Annotated in this window: 3 protein-coding genes (1 of these 3 only partly in view); all 3 read left to right on the top strand. The window is 74.2% G+C overall.

Going from position 1 to position 23279, the window contains the following annotated elements:
• Tightly spaced (each overlapping or abutting the next), the 3 genes in view from ACZ7MF_RS38280 to ACZ7MF_RS38270 form a layout consistent with a single transcriptional unit that may run on beyond the window.
• On the top strand, nucleotides 1–4975 hold the 3' end of the coding sequence (locus tag ACZ7MF_RS38280) for a non-ribosomal peptide synthase/polyketide synthase (RefSeq protein ID WP_471482751.1). It extends 17180 nt beyond the left edge of the window; the window shows 4975 of its 22155 coding nt (coding positions 17181–22155); the start codon falls outside the window, past its left edge; the stop codon is at nucleotides 4973–4975.
• A complete protein-coding gene (locus tag ACZ7MF_RS38275; RefSeq protein WP_471482749.1) occupies nucleotides 4972–16011 on the top strand; it encodes a non-ribosomal peptide synthetase in 11040 nt (3679 codons plus the stop codon). Before ACZ7MF_RS38280 ends, ACZ7MF_RS38275 begins: the two co-directional genes overlap by 4 nt.
• Nucleotides 16011–23279 carry an amino acid adenylation domain-containing protein gene (locus ACZ7MF_RS38270; protein WP_471482747.1) on the top strand — a complete coding sequence of 2423 codons (7269 nt, stop codon included), beginning with the start codon at nucleotides 16011–16013 and terminating at the stop codon, nucleotides 23277–23279. The genes ACZ7MF_RS38275 and ACZ7MF_RS38270 overlap by 1 nt, the downstream gene beginning before the upstream one ends.

Here is a 23279-nt window from a genome sequence, read left to right as displayed (position 1 = left end):
CTACACGGCGTCCAACACCGGACGGACCGCCCGCACCCCCCGCGAAGAAATCCTCTGCACCCTCTTCGCCGAAGTCCTCGGCGTCGACCGCGTCACCATCGACGACAACTTCTTCGACCTCGGCGGTCACTCCCTCCTCGCCTCCCGGCTCGTCTCCCGCGCCCGCACCGCGCTCGGCGTCGAACTGTCGGTGCGGCAGTTCTTCGAGACGCCGACGATCGCCGGGCTCTCGGGTGCGTTCGACCGGGCCGGCCGTGCGCGGGCCGCGCTCGCCGCGAGGCCGCGTCCCGAGCGCATCCCGCTCTCCTACGCCCAGCAACGCCTCTGGTTCCTCCACCAGCTCGAAGGACCGTCGGCGACCTACAACATCCCCACCACCCTCCGCCTCACCGGCACCCTCGACCCCGACGCCCTGCACACCGCACTCAACGACCTCCTCGCCCGCCACGAAAGCCTGCGCACCACCTACACCGAGGACGACCGGGGCCCCCGTCAGGTGATCCACGCGTGGGAGCCCGGAATGCTGCCCCTCGCCGTGGTCGACACCGGGGAGGGCGAGCTGGACTCGGTGCTCTCCGAAGGGGTTCATCACGCGTTCGACCTCACGGCGGGCATCCCGGTGCGGGCCACGCTGTTCCGGATCTCGGCGCAGGAGCACGTACTGCTGCTCCTCATCCACCACATCGCCACCGACGCCTGGTCCCGCACCCCGCTGGGGCACGACCTCGCCGCCGCCTACTCGGCGCGCTGTGCGGGCGACGCTCCGGCGTGGGAGCCGCTGCCCGTGCAGTACGCCGACTACGCGCTCTGGCAGCGGGAGCTCCTCGGTGACGAGTCCGACGCCGACGCTCCCGCGGGCAGGCAACTCGCCTACTGGAAGCAGCAGCTCGGCGGCCTGCCCGAACAGCTCGACCTCCCCACCGACCGGTCCCGGCCGGCCGTGGCGAGCCAGGACGGCGACCGCGTCGCCTTCTCGCTCGACGCGGACCTGTACGTGCGGCTGACCGAGCTGGCCAGGGCCACGCACTCCAGTACGTTCATGGTGGTGCAGGCGGCGCTCGCGGTACTGCTGACCCGGCTGGGCGCGGGCGAGGACATCCCGATCGGCACTCCGGTCGCCGGACGCACCGACGACGCGACGGAGAACCTCGTCGGCTTCTTCGTGAACACGCTCGTCCTGCGCAACGACACCAGCGGCAACCCCACCTTCCGGGAGCTGCTGGAGCAGACGCGCCGCACCGACCTGGCCGCCTACGCGCACCAGGACCTCCCCTTCGAGCGGCTGGTCGAGGCGCTGAACCCGGCCCGTACGCTGGCGCACCACCCGCTCTTCCAGGTGATGCTCATCCTGAGCACGGCGGAGACGGACCCGGACGCCTCGCTGGCGCTGCCGGGGCTGCGGGTCGGCGCGGAGCGCAGCCGGCTCGGGGCGGCCAAGGTCGACCTGGCGTTCGCGCTCGCCGAGGTCCGGGACGGTGAGGGCCGGAGCACCGGACTGACGGGTGCGCTGGACTTCCGGACCGACCTGTTCGACCGGTCCACGGCCCGGTCCCTGGTGGAGCGGTTCATGCGGACGCTGGAAGCGGTCGTCGCCGACCCCGGGGTGCGGCTGTCCCGGGTGCCGGTGCTGAGCGGGTCCGAACGGCACTCGCTGCTCGGCCGGGGGACCGGCCCCCTGCTGGAGGGCCTGGACGCGACGCTGCCCGAACTGTTCGCGGAGCAGGCGCTCCGGACGCCCGAGGCTCCCGCCCTGGTGCGGGGCGGGACGACGGTGTCGTACGCCGAACTCGACGTGCGCACGAACCGGCTGGCCCGGCTGCTGCGGCAGCAGGGAGTGCGGCCGGGTACGCCGGTGGTCATGCTGATGGAGCGGTCGCCCGCCCATGTCGTGGCGACGCTGGCCATCGCCAAGGCGGGCGGCGCCTACGTGCCCCTGCACGACACGTATCCGCTCGACCGGATGCGGCACGTGGTGGCGGACACCGCCGCGACGCTGATCCTCACCGACCGGGCCGAGGCGGCGCGGGCCGGGCAGCTGGGCGCACGGGTGATGGTGGTCGACGCGTACGGCACCACGTCCTCCGGATCCGGATCCGGATCCGGCTACGTCGACGACGTACCGGACGTGGGCCTGCGGCCGCAGGATCTCGCGTACGTGATGTACACCTCCGGGTCCACCGGCCTGCCGAAGGGCGTCGCGGTCACCCACCGCGGGGTCGTGGACCTGGTCCGCGACCACTGCTGGCGGCCGGGCGTCCACGAGCGGGTGCTGTTGCACGCCCCGCACGCGTTCGACGTGTCCTGCTACGAGATGTGGGTGCCCCTGGTCTCGGGCGGAACGGTCGTCGTGGCACCACCCGGACACCTGGACCCGGCCGCGATCACCGACCTGATCACCGCTCACGACATCACCGCGATCCACCTCACCGCGGGCTTCTTCCGGGTCGTCGCGGAGGAGGCACCGGAGTGCTTCGCCGGTGTGCGGGAGGTGCTGACCGGCGGTGACGTGGTCTCGCCCGCCGCGGTGGCCCGGGTCCTCACGCACAACCCGCGGGTCGTACTGCGCCACCTGTACGGGCCGACCGAGACGACGCTGTGCGTGACGCAGCACGAGGTCACCGCACCGTACGAGGCCCGCGGCAGCCTGCCGGTCGGGCGGCCGACGGGGAACACCCGGGCCTACGTCCTCGACCGGTACCTCCAGCCGGTGCCGGCCGGCGTGCCGGGCGAGCTGTTCATCTCCGGCTCCGGTCTGGCGCGCGGCTACCTGGACCGTCCCGACCTGACCAGTGAGCGGTTCGTCGCCGATCCGTACGGCGGGTCCGGCGAGCGGATGTACCGCACGGGCGACCTGGTCCGCTACAACGCGGCGGGCGAACTGGAGTACCTGGCCCGCGCCGACGACCAGGTCAAGATCCGCGGCTTCCGGGTGGAACCGGCCGAGATCGAGTCGGTCCTGTCCACGCGCCCTGAGCTGGCCCAGGCCGCCGTGGTCGTCCGCGAGGACCGGCCCGGCGACCGGCGCCTGGTCGGCTACGTGGTGGCCGCGGAGGGCCGGGACGGCGAGCTGGACCCGGACGCACTGCGCGCCTTCTCCCGCCAGGCGCTGCCGGACTACATGGTGCCGTCGGCATTCGTGGTCCTCGCCGCCCTGCCGCTGACCGTCAACGGCAAACTGGACCGCAAGGCGCTGCCCGCGCCCGACTACGCGGCGGCGTCCACCGGGCGGGCCGCCCGCACCCCTGCCGAGGAGCTGCTGTGCACGCTCTTCGCCGAGGTGCTCGGCCTGTCCGCGGTGGGCGTCGACGACGGGTTCTTCGATCTGGGCGGCGACAGCATCCTGTCCATCCAGCTGGTCAGCCGGGCCCGCGCCGCCGGACTCGCCCTCGCCGTCCGCGACGTCTTCGAGCACCAGTCGACGGCCGGGCTGGCCGCCGCGCTGGCGGACCGGGACGACGCCGCTTCCGTTCCGGAGGCCGAAGAGGTGCCGCCGTACGGTCCCGCCCCGCTGACCCCCGTGATGGCGCGCACCGCCGAACTCGGTCTGGGCGGCGACGACTTCAACCAGTCGGTCGTGGTGTCCCTGCCGCCCGCGGTGGACCGGGACCGGCTCGTCCCGGCCCTGCAACGTGTGCTCGACCACCATGACGCCCTGCGCCTGCACGTCCTGCCCGACGGGAGCACGGAGGTACGCGCCCCGGGCAGTGTGCCTGCCGCGGACGTCCTGCGCGTCGTCACGCGGGCCCCCGGCGCCACCGGCGAGGAGCGCGACGCCCTGCTCGCGGAGGTGGCGTGCGCGGCGCGGGACCGACTCGCACCGGCCGAAGGCCGCATGCTCCAGGCGGTCCTGGTCGCCGGAACGGACGGCACGGACGGTACATCCGGCACGGACGGCGTGCTGATCCTGGTCGCCCACCACCTGGTGGTCGACTCGGTGACGTGGAGCATCGTCGTACCGGACCTCGCCGCAGCCTACCGGGGCGAGGAGCCCGCCCCGGTCGGCACCTCCTGGCGGCAGTGGGCCACCTCCCTGGAACGGCTGGCCACCGACCCCCGCGTCGAGGCGGAGACCGCCCACTGGGAGCACACGCTCGCGGGGGCGGGCACCCTGCGCCTTGACCGCGGGCGCGATCTCCAGGGCGACGCCGGACGCATCGGCCTCGACCTGGCCCCGCACACGACCGAGGCGCTGCTCACGCGCATGCCGGGGGGCGTCAACGCGAGCGTGCACGACGTCCTGCTGACGGCCTTCGCGTTCGCCGTCGCCGGGTGGCGGCGCGGGCGGGACGAGGACCCGGACGCGCCCGTCGTGCTCGACCTGGAGAGTCACGGCCGGCACGAGGAGGCGGTGCCGGGTGCCGAACTCAGTCGCACGGCGGGCTGGTTCACGGCCCTCCACCCGGTGCGGCTGGCCCCGGACATCACCGACTGGGCCCGGCTGCACCAGGACGGCGACGCGCTCCGGGACGGCCTCAAGCAGGTGAAGGAACAGCTGCGGGCCGTACCGGGCGACGGCCTCGGCTACGGCCTGCTGCGCCACCTCAACCCCACCGCGGGGCCCCGCCTCGCGCGCCTTCCGGAGCCCGACTTCGGCTTCAACTACCTGGGCCGCCGGCTCACCCCTGCCACCACCGGCACCCCGGAGCCCTGGACCGTGACGGGCGGTGGTCTCGCCGCCTCGCGGCCCACAGCACCGATGGCCCACGCGATGGAGCTGAGCGCCGTCGTCCACGAGGGGGCGGACGGCCCCCGACTGCGCGCGGAGTGGACCTACGCCCGCCGCCTGGTCCCCGATCACGACGCCCGCCGCCTGGCCGAGCAATGGTTCCGGGCGCTGGAAGCCCTGGTGGAGCAGGCCGACCGGGCCGGCACCGGCGGCCTGACCCCGTCCGACGTGACCCTCGGCTCGCTCAGCCAGTCCGAGATCGAGGAATTCGAGTCCGACCTTGAGTCCGAGTGGGAGATTGAGCAGTGAGCCAGCAACCGACCCGTGCGCGCGGCAAGATCGAGGACATCCTTCCGCTCTCCCCGCTGCAAGAGGGCTTCGTGTTCCTCGGGCTGCTGCACACCGAGGGGCCCGACCTCTACATCGGCCAGGTGGCCTTCGACCTGGAGGGCCCCTTCGACGGCGCCCGGATGCGCGCGGCGGCCGGGGCCCTGCTGCGCCGCCACGCCAACCTGCGGGCCGGGTTCCGGCAGCGCAAGAACGGGGCCTGGGCCCAACTGGTCCTGCGCGACGTCGACCTGCCGTGGCAGGACGCCGACCTGAGCACGCTGCCCGAGGGCGAGCGCCGGGCGGAGGCCGACCGGCTCGCCACCGCCGACCGCGCCCGCCGTTTCGACCTGGGCCGTCCTCCGCTGCTGCGCTTCACGGCGATCCGGCTGTCCGCCGACCGCGTCCGGCTGGTGATGACCAACCACCACATCGTGCTGGACGGCTGGTCCATGCCGGTCCTGCTGCGCGAACTCATGGCGCTCTACGCCGCCGAAGGCGACCCCTCCGCGCTCCCCCGGGTCCGTCCCTACCGCGACTACCTGGCCTGGCTCGACGCCCGCGACCGGGACGCCGCCCGCGAGGCCTGGCAGCGGTCCCTGTCCGGACTCGACGAGGCCACCCTCCTCGCCCCGGACGCCGGTCCGGCGTCGACGGCTCCCGCGCAGGTGTCCTTCACCGTGGACTCCGAGGTCAGCGGCGCGCTGTCGGCCTGGGCGCGGGGTCAGGGCGTGACCATGAACACGGTCGTCCAGGGCGCCTGGGCCCTCGCGCTGGCCCAGGCCACCGGACGCGACGACGTCGTCTTCGGCGCCACCGTCTCCGGCCGCCCGCCCGAGCTGCCCGGCGTCGAATCCATGATCGGCCTGTTCATCAACACCCTGCCCGTCCGCGCCCGCCTCGACCAGGCCGAACACCTCGGCGACCTCTTCCGCCGCCTCCAAAGCGAACAGGCCCGCCTCCTGGACCACCAGTGGCCCGGACTCGCCGACATCCAGCACTGGGCCGGACACGGCGAACTCTTCGACACCGCCATGGTCTTCCAGAACTACCCGGTCGAGGAGGGCGACCTCTCCGCCCCCACCGACCCGGACCGGCTCCAGGTCGCCTCGGCCGACATCAAGGGCGGCACGCACTTCGCCGTCAACGTCGTCGCGACGATGCGCGGCGCCGAACTGTCCTTCCGCGTCGACTACCGCCCCGACCTCTACGACGAGGCGTACGCCCGCGACTTCGGCCGACGGATGCTGCGGGTACTGGAGACCCTGATCTCCGACTCGGACCGTCCCGTGGCCCACCTGGACACCCTCGACCCGGCCGCGCGGGAGCGGGTGCTGGTGGAGTGGAACGGGGCCCCGACCGAGCTTCCCGGGACGCCGCTGCACGAACTGATCGCCGAGCAGGCCCGGTTGACGCCGAACGCCGTAGCGGTGGTGTGCGACAGCACCTCCCTGACCTACACCGAGCTGGACCGGCGCGCCAACCAACTCGCCCGGCACCTGCTCGAACAGGATCTGGGCGCCGAGGACTTCGTCGCGATCGCGCTGGCCAAGTCGCTGGACGCGGTGATCAGCATGCTGGCCGTACTCAAGACCGGCGCCGCCTACCTGCCCATCGACCCCGACTACCCCGCCGAGCGCATCCACTACATGCTCGACGACGCCCGGCCGGCGCTCACCCTCAGGGAACCCATACCGGCTGCTGCGTACGGTCACCGGCCCACCGACGACATCACGGACGCGGAACGACGGACGCCCTGGTCAGCACGCCATGCCGCGTACATGATCTACACCTCCGGCTCCACCGGACGGCCCAAGGGCGTCGTCATCGAACACCACGCCCTGGCCACCTACCTCCACCGCGCCCGCAACACCTACAGCGCCATGACCGGCGTCACCGTCCTGCACTCCCCGCTCGCCTTCGACCTCACCATCACCGCCCTGTGGACGCCTTTGACAAGCGGCGGCACAGTCCACCTCACCAGCCTCGAAGAGTCGGACACCCAGCCCAGCCTGATCAAGGCCACCCCCAGCCACCTCCCCCTGCTCACCACACTCCCCGAGACGGCATCCCCCTCCCACACCCTCATCCTCGGCGGCGAAGCCCTCCACACCGACCACCTCGCCACCTGGCGGACCCAGCACCCCCACGTGCAGATCATCAACGCCTACGGCCCCACCGAATCCACCGTCAACATCACCGACCACCACGTAAGCGAAGACACCCCTGACGGCCCCGTCCCCATCGGACGCCCCTTCGCCAACACCCAGGTCTACGTCCTCGACTCAGCCCTGCGACCCGTACCCCCCGGCGTCTCCGGCGAGCTGTACCTGGCCGGTGAACAGTTGGCGCGCGGCTACCTCGGCCGCTCCGCCCTCACCGCCGAACGCTTCACCGCCAACCCCCACAGCACCACACCCGGCACCCGCATGTACCGCACCGGCGACCTCGCCCACTGGAACCACCACGGCCACCTCACCTACGACGGACGAGCCGACCATCAGATCAAACTCCGCGGCCACCGCATCGAACCCGGCGAAATCGAAGCCACCCTCACCGCCCAGCCCGGCATCACCCAAGCCACCGTCCAACTCCGCGAAGACACCCCCGGCGACCAACGCCTCATCGCCTACCTGGTCACATCCACCGAATACGACGAGAACACCGTCCGAGACGCACTGACGAACGCCCTGCCCGACTACATGGTCCCCAGCGCACTCGTCACCCTCGACGCCCTCCCCCTCACCCCCAACGGCAAACTCGACCGCACCGCCCTCCCCGCACCCGCCTACACGACCACCACCACCGGACGAACCCCCCGCACCCCCCGCGAAGAAATCCTCTGCACCCTGTACTCGGAGATCCTCTCGGTGAACACCGTGGGCATCGACGACAGCTTCTTCGAGCTCGGCGGTCACTCCCTGCTCGCCACCCGCCTGGTCAGCCGCATCCGCACCACTCTCGGGCGGGAGCTACCGATCCGGCAGCTCTTCGAGACGCCGACCGTCGCGGGCCTCTCCCGTGCCCTGGACACGTCCGGCACCCTGCGCACCGCGCTCACCGCGAGGCCGCGTCCGGCGCGCATCCCGCTCTCCTACGCCCAGCAACGCCTCTGGTTCCTCCACCAGCTCGAAGGACCGTCGGCGACCTACAACATCCCCACCACCCTCCGCCTCACCGGCACCCTCGACCCCGACGCCCTGCACACCGCACTCAACGACCTCCTCGCCCGCCACGAAAGCCTGCGCACCACCTACACCGAGGACGACCAGGGCGCCCAGCAGATCGTGTTGCCCGTGGAGGCCGTCGCGACGCCCTTCGCAGTCGTCGACGTGGCCGCGGAGGACGTGGCGGAGCGGGTGGCCGAGGCGGCGGCGCACGCCTTCGACCTGGGCGCGGAGATCCCCGTGCGGGCGCGGCTGTTCCGGGTCTCGGAGCGGGAGCACGTGCTGCTGCTGCTCGTGCACCACATCGCCAGCGACGCCTGGTCCCGCACCCCGCTGGCCCAGGACCTCACCACCGCCTACACCGCCCGCTGCGCCGGCGACGCACCCGCCTGGCAGCCCCTCCCCGTCCAGTACGCCGACTACGCCCTGTGGCAACGCGACGTCCTCGGCGACGACACCGACCCGGACACCCTCGCGGGCCGACAGCTCACCTACTGGCAGCAGCAGCTCGCCGGCCTGCCCGAACAGCTCGACCTCCCCACCGACCGGCCCCGGCCCGCCACCGCCGACCACACCGGCGACCGCGTCACCTTCACCCTCCCCGCCGACCTCCACGCCCGCCTGACCGAACTCGCCCGGGAGACCAACACCACGGCGTTCATGGTGATCCAGGCGGCGTTGGCGGCGTTGCTGACGCGGCACGGCGCGGGCGAGGACATCCCGATCGGCACCCCCATCGCCGGACGCACCGACGACGCCACCGACCACCTCATCGGCTTCTTCGTCAACACCCTCGTCCTACGCACCGACACCAGCGGCAACCCCACCTTCCGCGAACTCCTCACCCGCGTCCGCGACACCGACCTCACCGCCTACACCCACCAAGACCTCCCCTTCGAACGCCTCGTAGAAGCCCTCAACCCCACCCGCTCCCTCACCCACCACCCCCTCTTCCAGACGATGCTCACCCTGCACAACACGCAGGGCACGAAGACGGACCGGTTCGCCGGGCTGGATGCAGAGGTGGTGGCGTCGGAGTCGGTCTCGGCGCGCTTCGACCTGTCGTTCGCGTTGGCCGAGCACTTCGGCGCGGACCATTCCTGCGAGGGCATGAGCGGCGGCGTCACGTACAGCACGGCGCTGTTCGACCGTGCCACGGTGCGGGATCTCGCCGACCGGCTGGTGCGGCTGCTCGCGGCGGCGGTGGCGCACCCGGGGCGGCCCGTGGGGCAGTTGGAGATCATGGACGCGGCCGAACGGCGGCTGGTCCTCCAGGAGTGGAACGACACCGCTGCCGCGCCGCCCGCCGCGTCGGTGACCGGGCTCTTCGAGCGGCAGGCGCGGCGGTCGCCCGGGGCGACGGCCGTGGAGTCCGGCGACGTGCGGCTGTCCTACGCGGAGCTGAACGCGCGCGCCAACCGGCTGGCCCGGCACCTCGTCGCGCGCGGCGCGGCGCCGGGCCGGTTCGTCGCCGTGGCGCTGCCCCGCTCGGCGGAGCTGGTCGTGACGCTGCTCGCGGTCCTCAAGTCGGGGGCCGCCTACCTGCCGATCGACCCGCACTACCCGGCCGAGCGGGTGGAGTACATGCTCGCCGACGCCGGGCCCGCGCTCACGGTGGCCGAACCGGTGGCGGAGGCAGAGCTGTCGGGGTACGGGGGCGGGGACCTCGGAGCGGACGAGCTGCGGAGTCCGGTCCACGGGGCGCATCCGGCGTACACGATCTACACCTCGGGTTCCACGGGGCGGCCCAAGGGTGTCGTGGTGCCGCGCGGGGCGCTGGACAACTTCCTGGCCGACATGGGCCGGCGGTTCACGCCGGAGGCCGGGGACCGGCTGCTCGCCGTGACCACGGTGGGCTTCGACATCGCGGGCCTGGAGATCTTCCTTCCGCTGCTGCACGGCGCGGTGCTGGTGCTCGCCGACGAGGAGACCGCGCGCGATCCGCACGCGCTGCTGCACCGGGTGTCGGCCTCCGGGATCACCATGGTCCAGGCGACGCCGAGCCTGTGGCAGGGGGTCGCGGCGGTGGCCGGGGACGAGCTGGCCGGGGTGCAGGTGCTGGTGGGCGGCGAGGCGTTGCCGTCCGAGCTGGCGCGGGCGCTGACGGACCGCGCCCGCTCCGTGACGAACCTGTACGGGCCGACGGAGGCGACGATCTGGGCGACGGCTGCCGACGTCGCCGAGTCCGGGCCGGTCATCGGCCGGCCGCTCGCCAACACCTCGGCCTACGTGCTGGACTCGGCCCTGCGGCCGGTCCCGGTGGGCGTGCCGGGCGAGTTGTACCTGGCCGGGGAGCAGCTGGCGCAGGGCTACCACCTGCGTCCCTCGCTGACGTCGGAGCGGTTCACCGCGGACCCGTACGGCCCGGCCGGTACCCGGATGTACCGCACGGGCGACCTGGTGTGCCGACGCCGGGACGGTGCGCTGCGCTATCTGAGCCGGGTGGACCAGCAGGTCAAGCTGCGGGGCTTCCGTATCGAACTCGGGGAGATCGAGGCGGAGCTGTCCCGGCATCCGGCGGTCGCCGAGGCCGCGGTGACGGTGCGTGAGGACCGGCCGGGCGACCGGCGGCTGGTCGGGTACGTCGTACCGAGGGGACCGGAAGAACCGGCGGGCCGGGCGGGACCGTTGCCGAGCGCCCCGGAGCTGCGGGAGCGGCTACGCGGACGGCTGCCGGAGTTCATGGTGCCGACGGCGTTCGTGGTGCTCGACGCGCTGCCGCTGACGCCGAACAGGAAGCTGGACCGCAAGGCGCTGCCCGCTCCGGAGTACGACGGCGAGCCGGTGGGCCGGGGGCCGCGGGATCCGCGCGAGGAGATCCTGTGCGCGCTGTTCGCCGAGGTGCTGGGCGTCGCCCGGGTCGGCATCGACGACGGCTTCTTCGACCTGGGCGGGCACTCGCTGCTCGCGAGCCGGCTGGTCAGCCGCATCAGGACGGCGCTGGGCGTCGAGCTGTCCGTGCGCCAGTTCTTCGAGACGCCGACGATCGCCGGACTCTCCGGCGCCCTGGACCGGGCGGCGGGCGCGCGGGCGCCGCTGGTGGCCAGGACGCGGCCGGAGCGGGTCCCGCTGTCGCCTGCGCAGCAGCGTCTGTGGTTCCTGCACCAGTTCGAGGGGCCGTCGGCGACGTACAACATGCCGACGGCGCTGCGGCTGTCCGGTCCGGTGGACCGGGCGGCGCTGGAGCGGGCGATCGGTGACGTGCTGGTCCGGCACGAGAGCCTGCGGACCGTGTTCGCGGCGGACGACGGGGGTTCGTGGCAGGTCGTGCTGCCCGCCGACCGGGCCGCCCGCCGTCTGGACGTGGTCGACGTGGCCGCCGGGGAGGTGGCGGAGCGGGTGGGCGAGGCGGCCCGGTACGCCTTCGACCTGACGGCCGACATCCCGTTCCTGGCCCGGCTGTTCCGGGTCTCGGAGACCGATCACGTCCTGCTGCTGCTCATCCACCACATCGCGGGCGACGGCTGGTCGATGGCGCCGCTGGCCCGTGATCTCACGGCGGCGTACGCGGCGCGTTGCGCGGGCGCGGCACCGGACTGGGAGCCGTTGCCGGTGCAGTACGCCGACTACGCGCTGTGGCAGCGGGAGGTCCTCGGCGACGAGTCCGACGCCGACAGCGTGGCGGCGCGGCAGCTGGCGTACTGGAAGGACGCCCTGGCGGGGCTGCCCGAGCAGTTGGAGCTGCCCACCGACCGGCCCCGCCCGGCGACCGCCGGGTACACCGGCGACCGCATCGCGTTCACGGTGCCGACGGCGCTGCACGCGCGGCTGACGGAGCTGGCGCGGTCCACGCACTCCAGCCTGTTCATGGTGGTCCAGGCGGCGTTCGCCACGCTGCTGACCCGGCTGGGGGCGGGCGAGGACATTCCCGTCGGCACGGCGGTCGCGGGGCGCAACGACGCCGCCACCGAGGATCTCGTCGGGTTCTTCGTGAACACGCTGGTGCTGCGCACCGACACCGGCGGCAACCCGACCTTCCGTGAGCTGCTGGGCCGGGTGCGGGAGCGCGACCTGGCCGCGTACGCGCACCAGGACGTGCCGTTCGAGCGGCTGGTGGAGGCGCTGAATCCGGCGCGGAGTCTGGCCCACCACCCGCTGTACCAGGTGATGATCACCTTCAACAACACGGCCGGTGCGGGCGACCGCACCGCACCGGACACCCCGGACGCCCCGGACGCGTCCGGTGAGGCGGGCGCGCTCGTGCACGCGACCCGGATGACCGCCGGTACCGGGGTGGCCAAGTTCGACCTGGCGCTGACCTTCGGGGAGCGGCACGACCCGTCGGGCGGTCCTGCGGGCATGCGCGGTTCGCTGGAGTACCGCACGGAGCTGTTCGACCGGGAGACCGCGGAGTCGGTGATCTCGCGGCTGCTCGGGGTGCTGGGCTCGGTCACCGCCGACCCGGACCGGCCGATCGGCGGGATCGGCCTGCTGGACCCGGCCGAGCGGCGGCAGGTGCTGCGGGAGTGGAACGACACGGCGCGCCCGCAGCGCGAGGGGACCCTGCCGGAGCTGTTCGAGGAGCAGGTCGCCAGGACTCCGCGCCGCCCGGCGTTCTCGGCCGGCGGGACGACGCTGACGTACGCCGAGCTGAACTCCCGCGCCAACCGGCTCGCCCACCTCCTCGCGGAGTCCGGGGCGGGTCCGGAGCAGGTGGTGGCGATCTCGTTGCCGCCGTCGGTGGAGATGGGCGTGGCGGTGCTCGCGGTGCTGAAGACGGGGGCCGCGTACCTGCCGGTCGACCCGGGCAGTCCGCGCGAGCGGATCGCCACCATGGCCGAGGACGCGGCGCCGGTGTGCGCGCTGACGACGTCGGCGGTCCCGGCCGGGGTGTTCCCGGCGGAGCTGCCCCGGCTGCTGCTCGACGACCCGGACGTCACCGCCCGGCTGGCCGCGCAGCCCGCGCACGACCTGACGGACGAGGACCGCACGCAGCCGCTGTCGCCGTGGAACGCGGCGTACATCATCTACACGTCGGGCTCCACGGGCCGCCCCAAGGGCGTACTCGTCGAGCACCAGCCGGTGCTGAACTACCTGGCGGTGTCGGCGGAGCTGTACCCGGGCGTGGCGGGCAACGCGCTGCTGCACTCGCCGCTCTCCTTCGACCTGACCGTCACGGGACTGTTCGCGCCGCTGCTGAACGGCGGCCGCGTGCACCTCGCGGACCTGGAGGAGCTGCACGAGCGCGCGCTGGACGGCGAGGTGCCCGACCTGCCGCAGACGACGTTCCTGAAGGCGACACCGAGCCATCTGCCGCTGATCACCGGGCTGCCCGGGGTGTGCGTGCCGGACGGCGAACTGGTCCTGGGCGGCGAGTCGCTGACCGGCCGCGCGGTGCGGACGCTGCTCGCGGCGCATCCGGGGGCGCGGGTCCTCAACGAGTACGGGCCGACCGAGACGATCGTGGGCTGCACGACCTGGCGGGTCGAGGCGCCGGACGACCTCGCGGACGGCGTGCTGACCATCGGCCGCCCGTTCCCCAACACGCGCATGCTGGTCCTCGACCCGTATCTGCAGCCCGTGCCGGCCGGGGTGCCGGGCGAGCTGTACGTGTCCGGGGTGCAGCTGGCGCGCGGCTATCTGAACCGGCCCGGGCAGAGCGCGTCCCGGTTCGTCGCCAACCCCTTCGAGGGGCCGGGCGAGCGGATGTACCGCACCGGCGACATCGTGCGCTGGAACCGGCGGGGCGACCTGGAGTTCATCAGCCGGGTCGACGACCAGGTGAAGATCCGCGGCTTCCGGGTGGAACTGGGCGAGGTCGAGTCCGCCCTGTCGCGGCACCCGGGGGTGCCGGAGGCGGTGGCCGTGGTGCGCGAGGACCGGCCGGGCGACCGGCGTCTGGTGGCGTACCTGGTGACCGGGGCCGGGCCGGTGCCGGTGCCGTCGGACGAGGAGTTGCGGGAGCGGCTGCGCGAGACGCTGCCCGACTACATGGTGCCGTCGGCGTTCGTGCGCCTGCCGGAACTGCCGCTGACCGGCAACGGCAAACTGGACCGGGGGCGGCTGCCCGCACCGGACTACGCGGCCGCCGGCACGGGCCGGGCCCCGGCCACGGCGCGCGAGGAGCTGCTGTGCGCGCTGTTCGCCGAGGCGCTGGGCCTGGAGTCGGTCGGTGTCGACGACGGGTTCTTCGACCTGGGCGGCGACAGCATCCTGTCCATCCAGCTGGTCAGCCGGGCCCGCGCGAAGGGCCTCACGCTCTCCGTACGGGACGTCTTCGAGCACCAGAGCGTCGCCCGCGTCGCCGAGGCACTCGATCTCGCCGAGGCACAGGCCGCCGACGACGCGGCGGGGCGGTCGGCGGGCGCCGTACCGGGAGGGGCCGAAGGGCCGGAAGAGGAGGCAGCGGCGAGCGGGCCGGTTCCCGCGACGCCGATCATGGGGTGGTTCGCCGCGCTGGGCGGGCCGGTCGCGCCGTTCAACCAGTCGGTGGTGGTGTCCGTGCCCGCGGACCTCGACGCGGAGCGGCTGGTGGCCGCCCTCGGAGCGCTCCTGGACCGGCACGACTCGCTGCGGCTGCGGGTCGCCGCGGACTGGTCCATGTCCGTGCCCGAGCCCGAGCCCGGCGGCACGGACGCCGCCGGTCTCCTCACGCGCCGACCGGCCGGGGACGTTGACGACGCCGACCTGCACGCGGTGGTGGCCGAGGCGGCCGCCGCCGAACGCGACCGGCTGTCCCCGGCCGACGGGCGGATGCTGCGGGCCTGCCACGTCGACCGGGGGCCGGGACGGCCGGGGCTGCTGGTGCTGGTCGCCCACCACCTGGCCGTGGACGCGGTCAGCTGGCGGCTGCTCGTGCCGGACCTGACCGCCGCCTACGAGGGCCGCCCGCTCAGCCCGGCGGGCACCGGCTGGCGCCGGTGGGCATCGGCGCTGCGGGACCTGGCCGGCTCCGCCGTCACCGAGGCCGAGACGGACCACTGGCTGGACGCGGCCCGCCCGGCCGCCGAGCCGTCGGATCCGGTACTGGATCCGGCCCGCGACACCCACGCCCGCTCGGGGCAGGTCGTCCTCGACCTCGACCCGGACACCACCGACGCCCTGCTCACCTGGGTGCCCGGGGTGTTCCGGGCGGAGATCAACGACCTGCTGCTCACCGCGTTCGGGCTGGCCGTCGCCGACTGGCGGCGCGAGCGGGGCGCCCGGGGTACGGCGGCCGTCACGGTGGACCTGGAGAGCCACGGCCGCCACGAGCACCTGGTGCCGGGCGCCGACCTCACCCGCACCACCGGCTGGTTCACGTCGATGCACCCGGTGCCGCTGCGCCCGGAGGTCGACGACCCGGACTGGGCCGAGGTGTGGGACGGCGGGGCCGCGGCCGGGCGGGCCCTGAAGCGGGTCAAGGAGCAGCTGCGCGCCGTCCCGCGCGACGGCGTGGGCCACGGCCTGCTCCGCCACCTCAACCCGCGCACCCGGGACCGGTTCGCCGCCCTGCCGGCACCGGCGTACGGCTTCAACTACCTGGGCCGCTACACCGGCGGCCGGGGCGGCGCCGCACGGGGCGGCGACGCACCTGGTGGCGGCACCGGACCCGAGCCGTGGAGCGTGCTCGGGCGGGGGGTGGCGGGGCAGCACCCCGACACCCCGCTGGCGCACCCGGTCGAACTGGTCGCGGGCGCCCACGACACCCACGAGGGGCCCCGGCTGCACAGCGTGTGGACGTACGCGGACGCCGTGCTGTCCGAGGCCGAGGTGCGGCGCCTGGGCGAGGGCTGGTTCCGGGCCCTGAAGGCGCTGGTCGAGCACGCCGGCCGGCCCGGGGCGAGCGGTCTGACCCCCTCGGACGTCTCCCTCACCTCGCTCAGCGAGGACGACATCTCCCGACTCGAGAGCGAATGGGGTTCCCTCTGATGGCCAAGTCCGGCTTGGAAGACATCCTGCCGCTGTCCCCGCTCCAGGAGGGGATGCTGTTCCACAACCTCTTCGACGACGAGGAACTGGACGCCTACAACGTCCAGGTCTTCATCGACCTGGAGGGCCGCACGGACCCGGAGCGGCTGCGCCGGGCCGGGCAGGCGCTGTTGGAGCGGCACGCCAACCTGCGGGCCGCCTTCCGGCACGAGGGGCTCAAGCGCCCGGTGCAGCTCATCCCCCGCCGGGTCGTCCTGCCCTGGGCCGAGGAGGATGTGGCGGGCGTCCCCGAGGAGGAGCGGGAGGCGGCGGCGGAGCGGGTCGCCGAGCGGGACCGCTGGACGCGCTTCGACCTGTCCCGCCCGCCGCTGATCCGCTTCACCCTGGTCCGGCTCGGCCCGGCCCGCCACCGGCTGCTGCTGACGCTGCACCACATCCTGGCGGACGGCTGGTCCATGCCGATCCTGCTGCGCGAGCTGATGACCCTGTACACGGTCCACGGCGACGGCACGGCCCTGCCCCGGGTGCGCCCCTACCGCGACTACCTGGGCTGGCTCGGCGGCCGGGACCGGGACGCCGCCGCGCAGGCGTGGACGCAGGCGTTCGCCGGGTTCGACACCCCGAGCATCGTCGCCCCCGACCGGGGTGCGCTCACCGCGGCGCCCGAGCGGATCGACTTCTCCGAGGACGAGGCGGCGAGCGCCGCGCTGACCCGGTTCGCCCGGTCGAACGGGCTGACGGTGAACACGGTGATCCAGGGCTGCTGGGGGCTGGTCCTGTCCCACCTCACCGGCCGGGACGACGTGGTGTTCGGCGTGACCGTCAGCGGCCGCCCGCCGGAACTGCCCGGCGTCGACACCATGGTCGGCCTGTTCATGAACACCCTGCCGCTGCGGGTGCGGCTGCGGCCCGCCGAGACGGTGACCGGGTTCCTGCGCCGGTTGCAGGGCGAGCAGGCGCGCCTCATCGACCACCAGTGGGTGGGCCTCGCGGAGATCCAGCGCTGGGCGGGCTCCGGCGAACTGTTCGACACCGCCATGGTGTTCGAGAACTATCCGCTCAACTCCAGCCGCGGCCGCCCCCCGGGCGCCGCGCCGGACGCGGACCTCCCGACCGTCCTCGGGGTCCGTTCGAAGGACCAGATGCACTACCCGCTGGGTCTGCTGGCCCTGCCCCGCGAGACCCTGCGGTTCTCCCTGGGCTATCTGCCGCAGGTCTTCGACCCGGCGCGGGTCGAGGCGGTGATCGCCGCGTTCCGCCGGGCGCTGCGCACCGTCCTGGACGGCCCGGACACCCGGGTCGGCGCGGTCGAGCTGCTCGACCCGGAGGTGCGCGGCACCGTCCTGGAGAAGTGGAGCGGCTCGGACGACGTGCGGCCCGCCGAGCGGTTCACCGACCTGTTCGAGGAGCAGGTGGCGCGCACCCCCGGCAAGACGGCGCTGATCGCCCCCGACGGGCGGCTGACCTACGCCGAACTCGACGCCGCCGCCAACCGGCTGGCCCGGCGCCTGGTCGAGCTGGGCGTCGGCCCGGAACGGCACGTGGCGGTCGCGGTGGGGCGCCGCACGGAACTGGTGGTCGGCATGCTGGCGGTGCTCAAGGCGGGCGGCGCCTATGTGCCGGTCGACCCGGAGTACCCGCCGGACCGCATCCGCCACATGATCCAGGACGCGGATCCCGCGCTGGTCCTCACCACCTCCGACGTGGACGAGCGGATCGGCGAGGAGTGCTGCGGGCCGCTGACGTTCGTCATGGACGACCCCGGCACCGGAACCTCGCTGGCCAGGCACTCCGGGACGGTCCTCACCGACGCCGACCGCGCGGCGCCGCTGCTGCCGGACCATCCGGCGTACGTCATCTACACCTCGGGCACGACGGGCCGCCCCAAGGGCGTCGTCGTCGAGCACCGGGCCCTGTCGGCGTTCGTGCGGCACTGCCGGTCCTCCCAGGCGCCGGACATCTCGGGGCTGTCCGTGATGCAGGCGTCCGCGTCCTTCGACCAGAGCGTCGGCTCGCTGCACGCCCCGCTGATCAGCGGCGGCTGCGTCCGGCTGACGGATCTGCGCGCCCTCGCCGAGACGGCCGGGTCCGAACCCGGCTTCCACCGTGCCACCTTCATGAAGGGCACCCCGTCCCACCTGGCGCTGCTGGCCACCATGCCGCCGGAGGTCGCGCCCTCGGGCACCCTGACCCTGGGCGGCGAGGAGCTGCGCGGGGAGATCCTGGCGCCCTGGCGCGAGACCGTGCCGGACGTGACGGTGGTGAACGTCTACGGGCCCACCGAGGCCACCGGTCACTGCCTGGAGCACTGGATCGATCCGGACCGCGCGGTGGAGCCGGGCCCGGTGCCGATCGGCACCCCGCACGAGGGGGTGCGGGTGTACGTCCTCGACTCCGCGCTGCGCCCGGTCGCGCCGGGTCTGGACGGCGAGGTGTACCTGGCGGGCGTGCAGCTGGCGCGCGGCTACCTGGGCCGCGGCGGGCTGACCGCCGAGCGGTTCACGGCCGACCCGTTCGGCGTGCCGGGCAGCCGCATGTACCGCACGGGCGACGTCGCGCACTGGAACGGGTCGGGGGAGCTGGTCTTCGCCGGGCGCGCGGACCGGCAGGTCAAGCTGCGCGGGTACCGCATCGAGCTGGGCGAGATCGAGGCCGCCGTCGCGGGCGGGCCGGGTGTGCGCCAGGCCGCGGTCGTCCTGCGCGAGGACCAGCCGGGCGACCAGCGTCTGGTGGCCTACGTCGTCCCGGACCCGGGCCACTGGGACGAGGCCGCCGCCCGCGCCCGGCTGGCGCTGTCCCTGCCGGACTTCATGATGCCCTCGGCCTTCGTCGCCCTGGACGCCCTGCCGCTCAGCCCGAACGGCAAGCTGGACCGGGCGGCGCTGCCCGCCCCGACGTACAGCGGCCGGACCGCGGGCCGGGCGCCGCGCACCCCCGCCGAGGAGATCCTCTGCGACCTGTACGCGGAGGTCCTGTCGCTGCCGGGCGTCACCGTCGACGACGACTTCTTCGACCTCGGCGGTCACTCCCTGCTCGCCACCCGGCTGGTCAGCCGGGTCCGCACCACGCTGGGGGCCGAGCTGTCCATCCGGCAGTTCTTCGAGGCACCGACCCCGGCCGCGCTCGCCGTGGTGCTCGCCGGGGCGGGCCGGGCGCGGGCCGCGCTCACCGCACGGCCCCGTCCCGAGCGCCTCCCGCTCTCCTACGCCCAGCAGCGCCTGTGGTTCCTCCACCTGCTCGAAGGGCCGAGCCCCACCTACAACATCCCGACCGTGCTCCGGCTGTCCGGACCGCTGCGCCCGGACGCGCTGCGCGCGGCGCTGCTGGACGTGGTCGGGCGGCACGAGAGCCTGCGGACGACGTTCACCGAGGACGAGCTGGGGGCCCGTCAGGTGGTGCACCCCGCCGACGGGGTCCGGCCGGTCTTCGAGACGGCCGAGTCCACCGAGGCCGACTACGAGGCCGACCTCGCCCGGGCGGCCCGGCACCCCTTCGACCTGGGCACGGAGATCCCCGTACGGGCCCGGCTGCTGCGGATCTCGGAGCAGGAGCACGTCCTGCTGCTGCTCGTGCACCACATCGCCAGCGACGCCTGGTCCCGCACCCCGCTGGCCCAGGACCTCACCACCGCCTACACCGCCCGCTGCGCCGACGCCACACCCGCCTGGCAGCCTCTGCCCGTCCAGTACGCCGACTACGCCCTGTGGCAACGCGACGTCCTCGGCGACGACACCGACCCGGACACCCTCGCCGGCAAGCAACTCACCTACTGGAAACAGCAGCTCACCGGCCTGCCCGAACGCCTCGACCTCCCCACCGACCGGCCCCGGCCCGCCACCGCCGACCACACCGGCGACCGCGTGGAGTTCACCCTTGCCGCAGACCTCCACACCCGGCTCACCGAACTCGCCCGGGCCACGGACACGACCCTCTACATGGTGCTCCAGGCCGCCCTCGCGACCCTGCTCACCCGGCACGGCGCCGGTGAGGACATCCCGATCGGCACCCCCGTCGCCGGACGCACCGACGACGCCACCGACCACCTCATCGGCTTCTTCGTCAACACCCTCGTCCTACGCACCGACACCAGCGGCAACCCCACCTTCCGCGAACTCCTCACCCGCGTCCGCGACACCGACCTCACCGCCTACACCCACCAAGACCTCCCCTTCGAACGCCTCGTAGAAGCCCTCAACCCCACCCGCTCCCTCACCCACCACCCCCTCTTCCAGGTGGTGCTGTCGCTGCGCAGCACCGCCCCGCGGCGGGCGGACGGGGAAGGCGCGCCCGCGCTGCCGGGCGGCTTGACGGTGAGCGGCGCGGGCGGTGCGGCGGCGACGGCGGCCAAGGTGGACCTCGGGTTCTCGGTGACGGAGCGCCGGACCGCCGACCACACCCCCGACGGGGTGGCGGGGGTCCTCGACTTCCGCACCGACCTCTTCGACCGCGGCACCGCGCAGGGTCTGGTGGACCGGCTGGTACGGGTGCTCGCCGACGCGGCCGCCCACCCCGACCGGCCGCTGAGCCGTATCGACGTGCTCGGACCGCGGGAGCGGCACCGGGTCGTCGAGGAGTGGAACACGACCGCGAAGGGGCTCGCCCCGGCCACCCTGCCCGAGCTGTTCGAGCGGCACGTGCGGGAGCGCCCCGGCGCCGAGGCGGTGGTCGTCGGCGACACGTCGCTGAGCTACGCGGAGCTGAACGCGCGCGCCAACCGGCTGGCCCGGCTGCTGGTGGCGCGGGGGGCGGGTCCCGAGCGGCTGGTGGCGCTGGCGCTGCCCCGCTCGGCCGAACTGCCCGTCGCCGTCCTCGCGGTGGCCAAGGCGGGCGCCGCCTACCTGCCGCTGGACCCGGCCCACCCGGCGGAGCGGATCGCGGGCACCCTCGCCGACGCGGCGCCGGTCGCGCTGCTGACCACGGCAGCGGTGGCCGCCGGGCTCCCGGACACGGCCGTACCCAGGCTGCTGCTCGACGAGGAGCCCGCGGCCGGCGGTGGCACGGGTGGCGAGGACGCCGGCGACCTCACCGACGCCGACCGGCTCGCGCCGCTGCTGCCGGGGCATCCCGCGTACGTCATCTACACCTCCGGCACCACCGGCCGCCCCAAGGGCGTCACCGTGACGCACTCGGGCCTGCCCGCCCTGCTGGACATCTTCACCTCGCAGCTGGACGTCGTGCCCGGCAGCCGCGTCCTGCACCACCTCTCCCCCGCCTTCGACGGCGGGTTCTGGGAGCTGGCGATGGGGCTGCTGACCGGTGCGGCCCTCGTCGTCGTGGAGCCCGGCACCGTGCCGGGGCCCGCCCTCGCCTCGCTGGCGGTCCGCCACCGGGTCACCCACGCGGCGATCACCCCCGCGGTGCTCCAGCTGATCCCCGAGGGCGCGCTGCCCGCCGCCACGACGCTGGTCGTCGCCGCCGAGACCTGCCCGCCCGAGCTGGTCGAACGGTGGTCCGCGGGACGTCTGATGCGCAATTCCTACGGTCCGACGGAGACCACGGTCTGCGCCACCATGAGCGCCCCGCTGGCGGGCGCAACCGTCCCGCCGATCGGCGCGCCGATCGCCGACACCGCCGTGTACGTCCTGGACGGCGCGCTCCAGCCGGTGCCGCCGGGCGTGCCCGGTGAGCTGTACGTGCGCGGGCCCGGGCTCGCCCGCGGCTACCTGGGCCGCCCGTCGCTGACCGCGGGCCGCTTCGTGGCCTGCCCGTTCGGGCCCGCGGGCGGCGTGATGTACCGCACCGGCGACCTGGTCCGCCACCGCGCGGACGGCGACCTGGAGTACCTGGGCCGCACCGACACCCAGGTCAAGCTGCGCGGCATGCGCGTCGAACCGGCCGAGATCGAGGCGGTGACGGCGGGCCTGCCCGGCGTGGCGCAGGCCGCCGTGCTGGTCCGCGAGGACACGCCCGGCGACCGCCGCCTGGTCGGCTACGTCGTGCCGGACGCCGGAGCCGGTGTCGACCCCGGCGCGCTGCGGCAGGCGCTGCGCGGTGCGCTGCCCGAGTACATGGTGCCCGCCGCCCTCGTGGTCCTCGACGCGCTGCCGCTCACCACCAACGGCAAGCTGGACCACCGCGCGCTGCCCGCGCCCGAGTACCGCACCGTCGAGGGCCGTTCGCCGCGCACCCCGCGCGAGGAGGCCCTGTGCCGGCTCTTCGCCGAGGTCCTCGGTCTGGAGCTGGTCGGTCTCGACGACGGCTTCTTCGACCTGGGCGGCCACTCGCTGCTGGCGATCCGGCTCGTGGAGCGGGTCCGGGCCGAGCTGGGCGAGGAGCTGGGTGTGCGCGACCTGTTCGCCGCTCCGACGGTCGCCGACCTGGCGGTGCGGCTGGCGGCGCGCGGCGGCCGGGAGCCGATGGAGCGGCTGCTCCCGCTGCGCGCCGCCGGTGCCGCCCGGCCGGTGTTCTGCGTCCACCCCGGTTCCGGCATGAGCTGGTGCTACTCCGGGCTGGTGCGCCACCTGCCGGCCGGCCTCCCGGTGTACGGCGTGCAGGCCGTCGGACTCGACGGCGACGGGCCGCTGCCCGCGACGCTGGAGGAGATGGCCGCCGAGTACGCGGACCTGGTCCAGGGGACGCAGCCCGAGGGCCCCTACCGGCTGCTCGGCTGGTCGCTCGGCGGCAACGTGGCCTTCGCCATGGCCCGCGAACTGCGCGCCCGCGGGCAGGAGGTGGAGCTGCTGGCCTTCCTGGACGCCTATCCGCGGCAGGCGGGCGCGGGCCCGGAGGCCCCGCTGGCCGAGGTGTTCGCGCACAACCTGCGCGACGCCGGGTTCGACGTCGCCGAGGAGGAGCTCACCGGCGGCCGCTTCCCCACGGCCCGCTACCGCGCGTTCCTGACCGCCGCCGGGGACCCGATGGGCCGCCTGGACGAGGCCGAACTGGCCGCGGTCCTGGAGGTGTTCATGAACAACGCAGCCCTGATGCGCGGACACACCCCCGGGACCTACGACGGCGACGTGCTGGTGCTGGCGGCCGAGCGGGCGGACGGCGACAAGCTGGCCCGGCGCGGCGCCGAGTCGTGGCGCCCGCACGTGCGGGGCCGGATCGAACGGGTCGGTGTCGACGCCGACCACCTCGGGCTCGTGCAGTCCGACGCCGCCCTCGCCGTCATCGGCCGCGCGCTGGCCGACCGCCTGGACCCGGCGACGGGCCCCGCGGCTTCCGCAGCAGTCCCCGAGACCGAGACCGAAGGAGTCACCGCCATGAACCCCTCGCCCGAACCCGCCCCGTCGCCCGAGCCGCTCGATTCGCCCGAGGTCGTCTGA

The organism is Streptomyces sp. NPDC111628 (assembly GCF_055635195.1).
The sequence above is the reverse complement of the archived record's forward strand: the minus strand, read 5'-3'. Positions and strand labels throughout refer to the sequence as shown.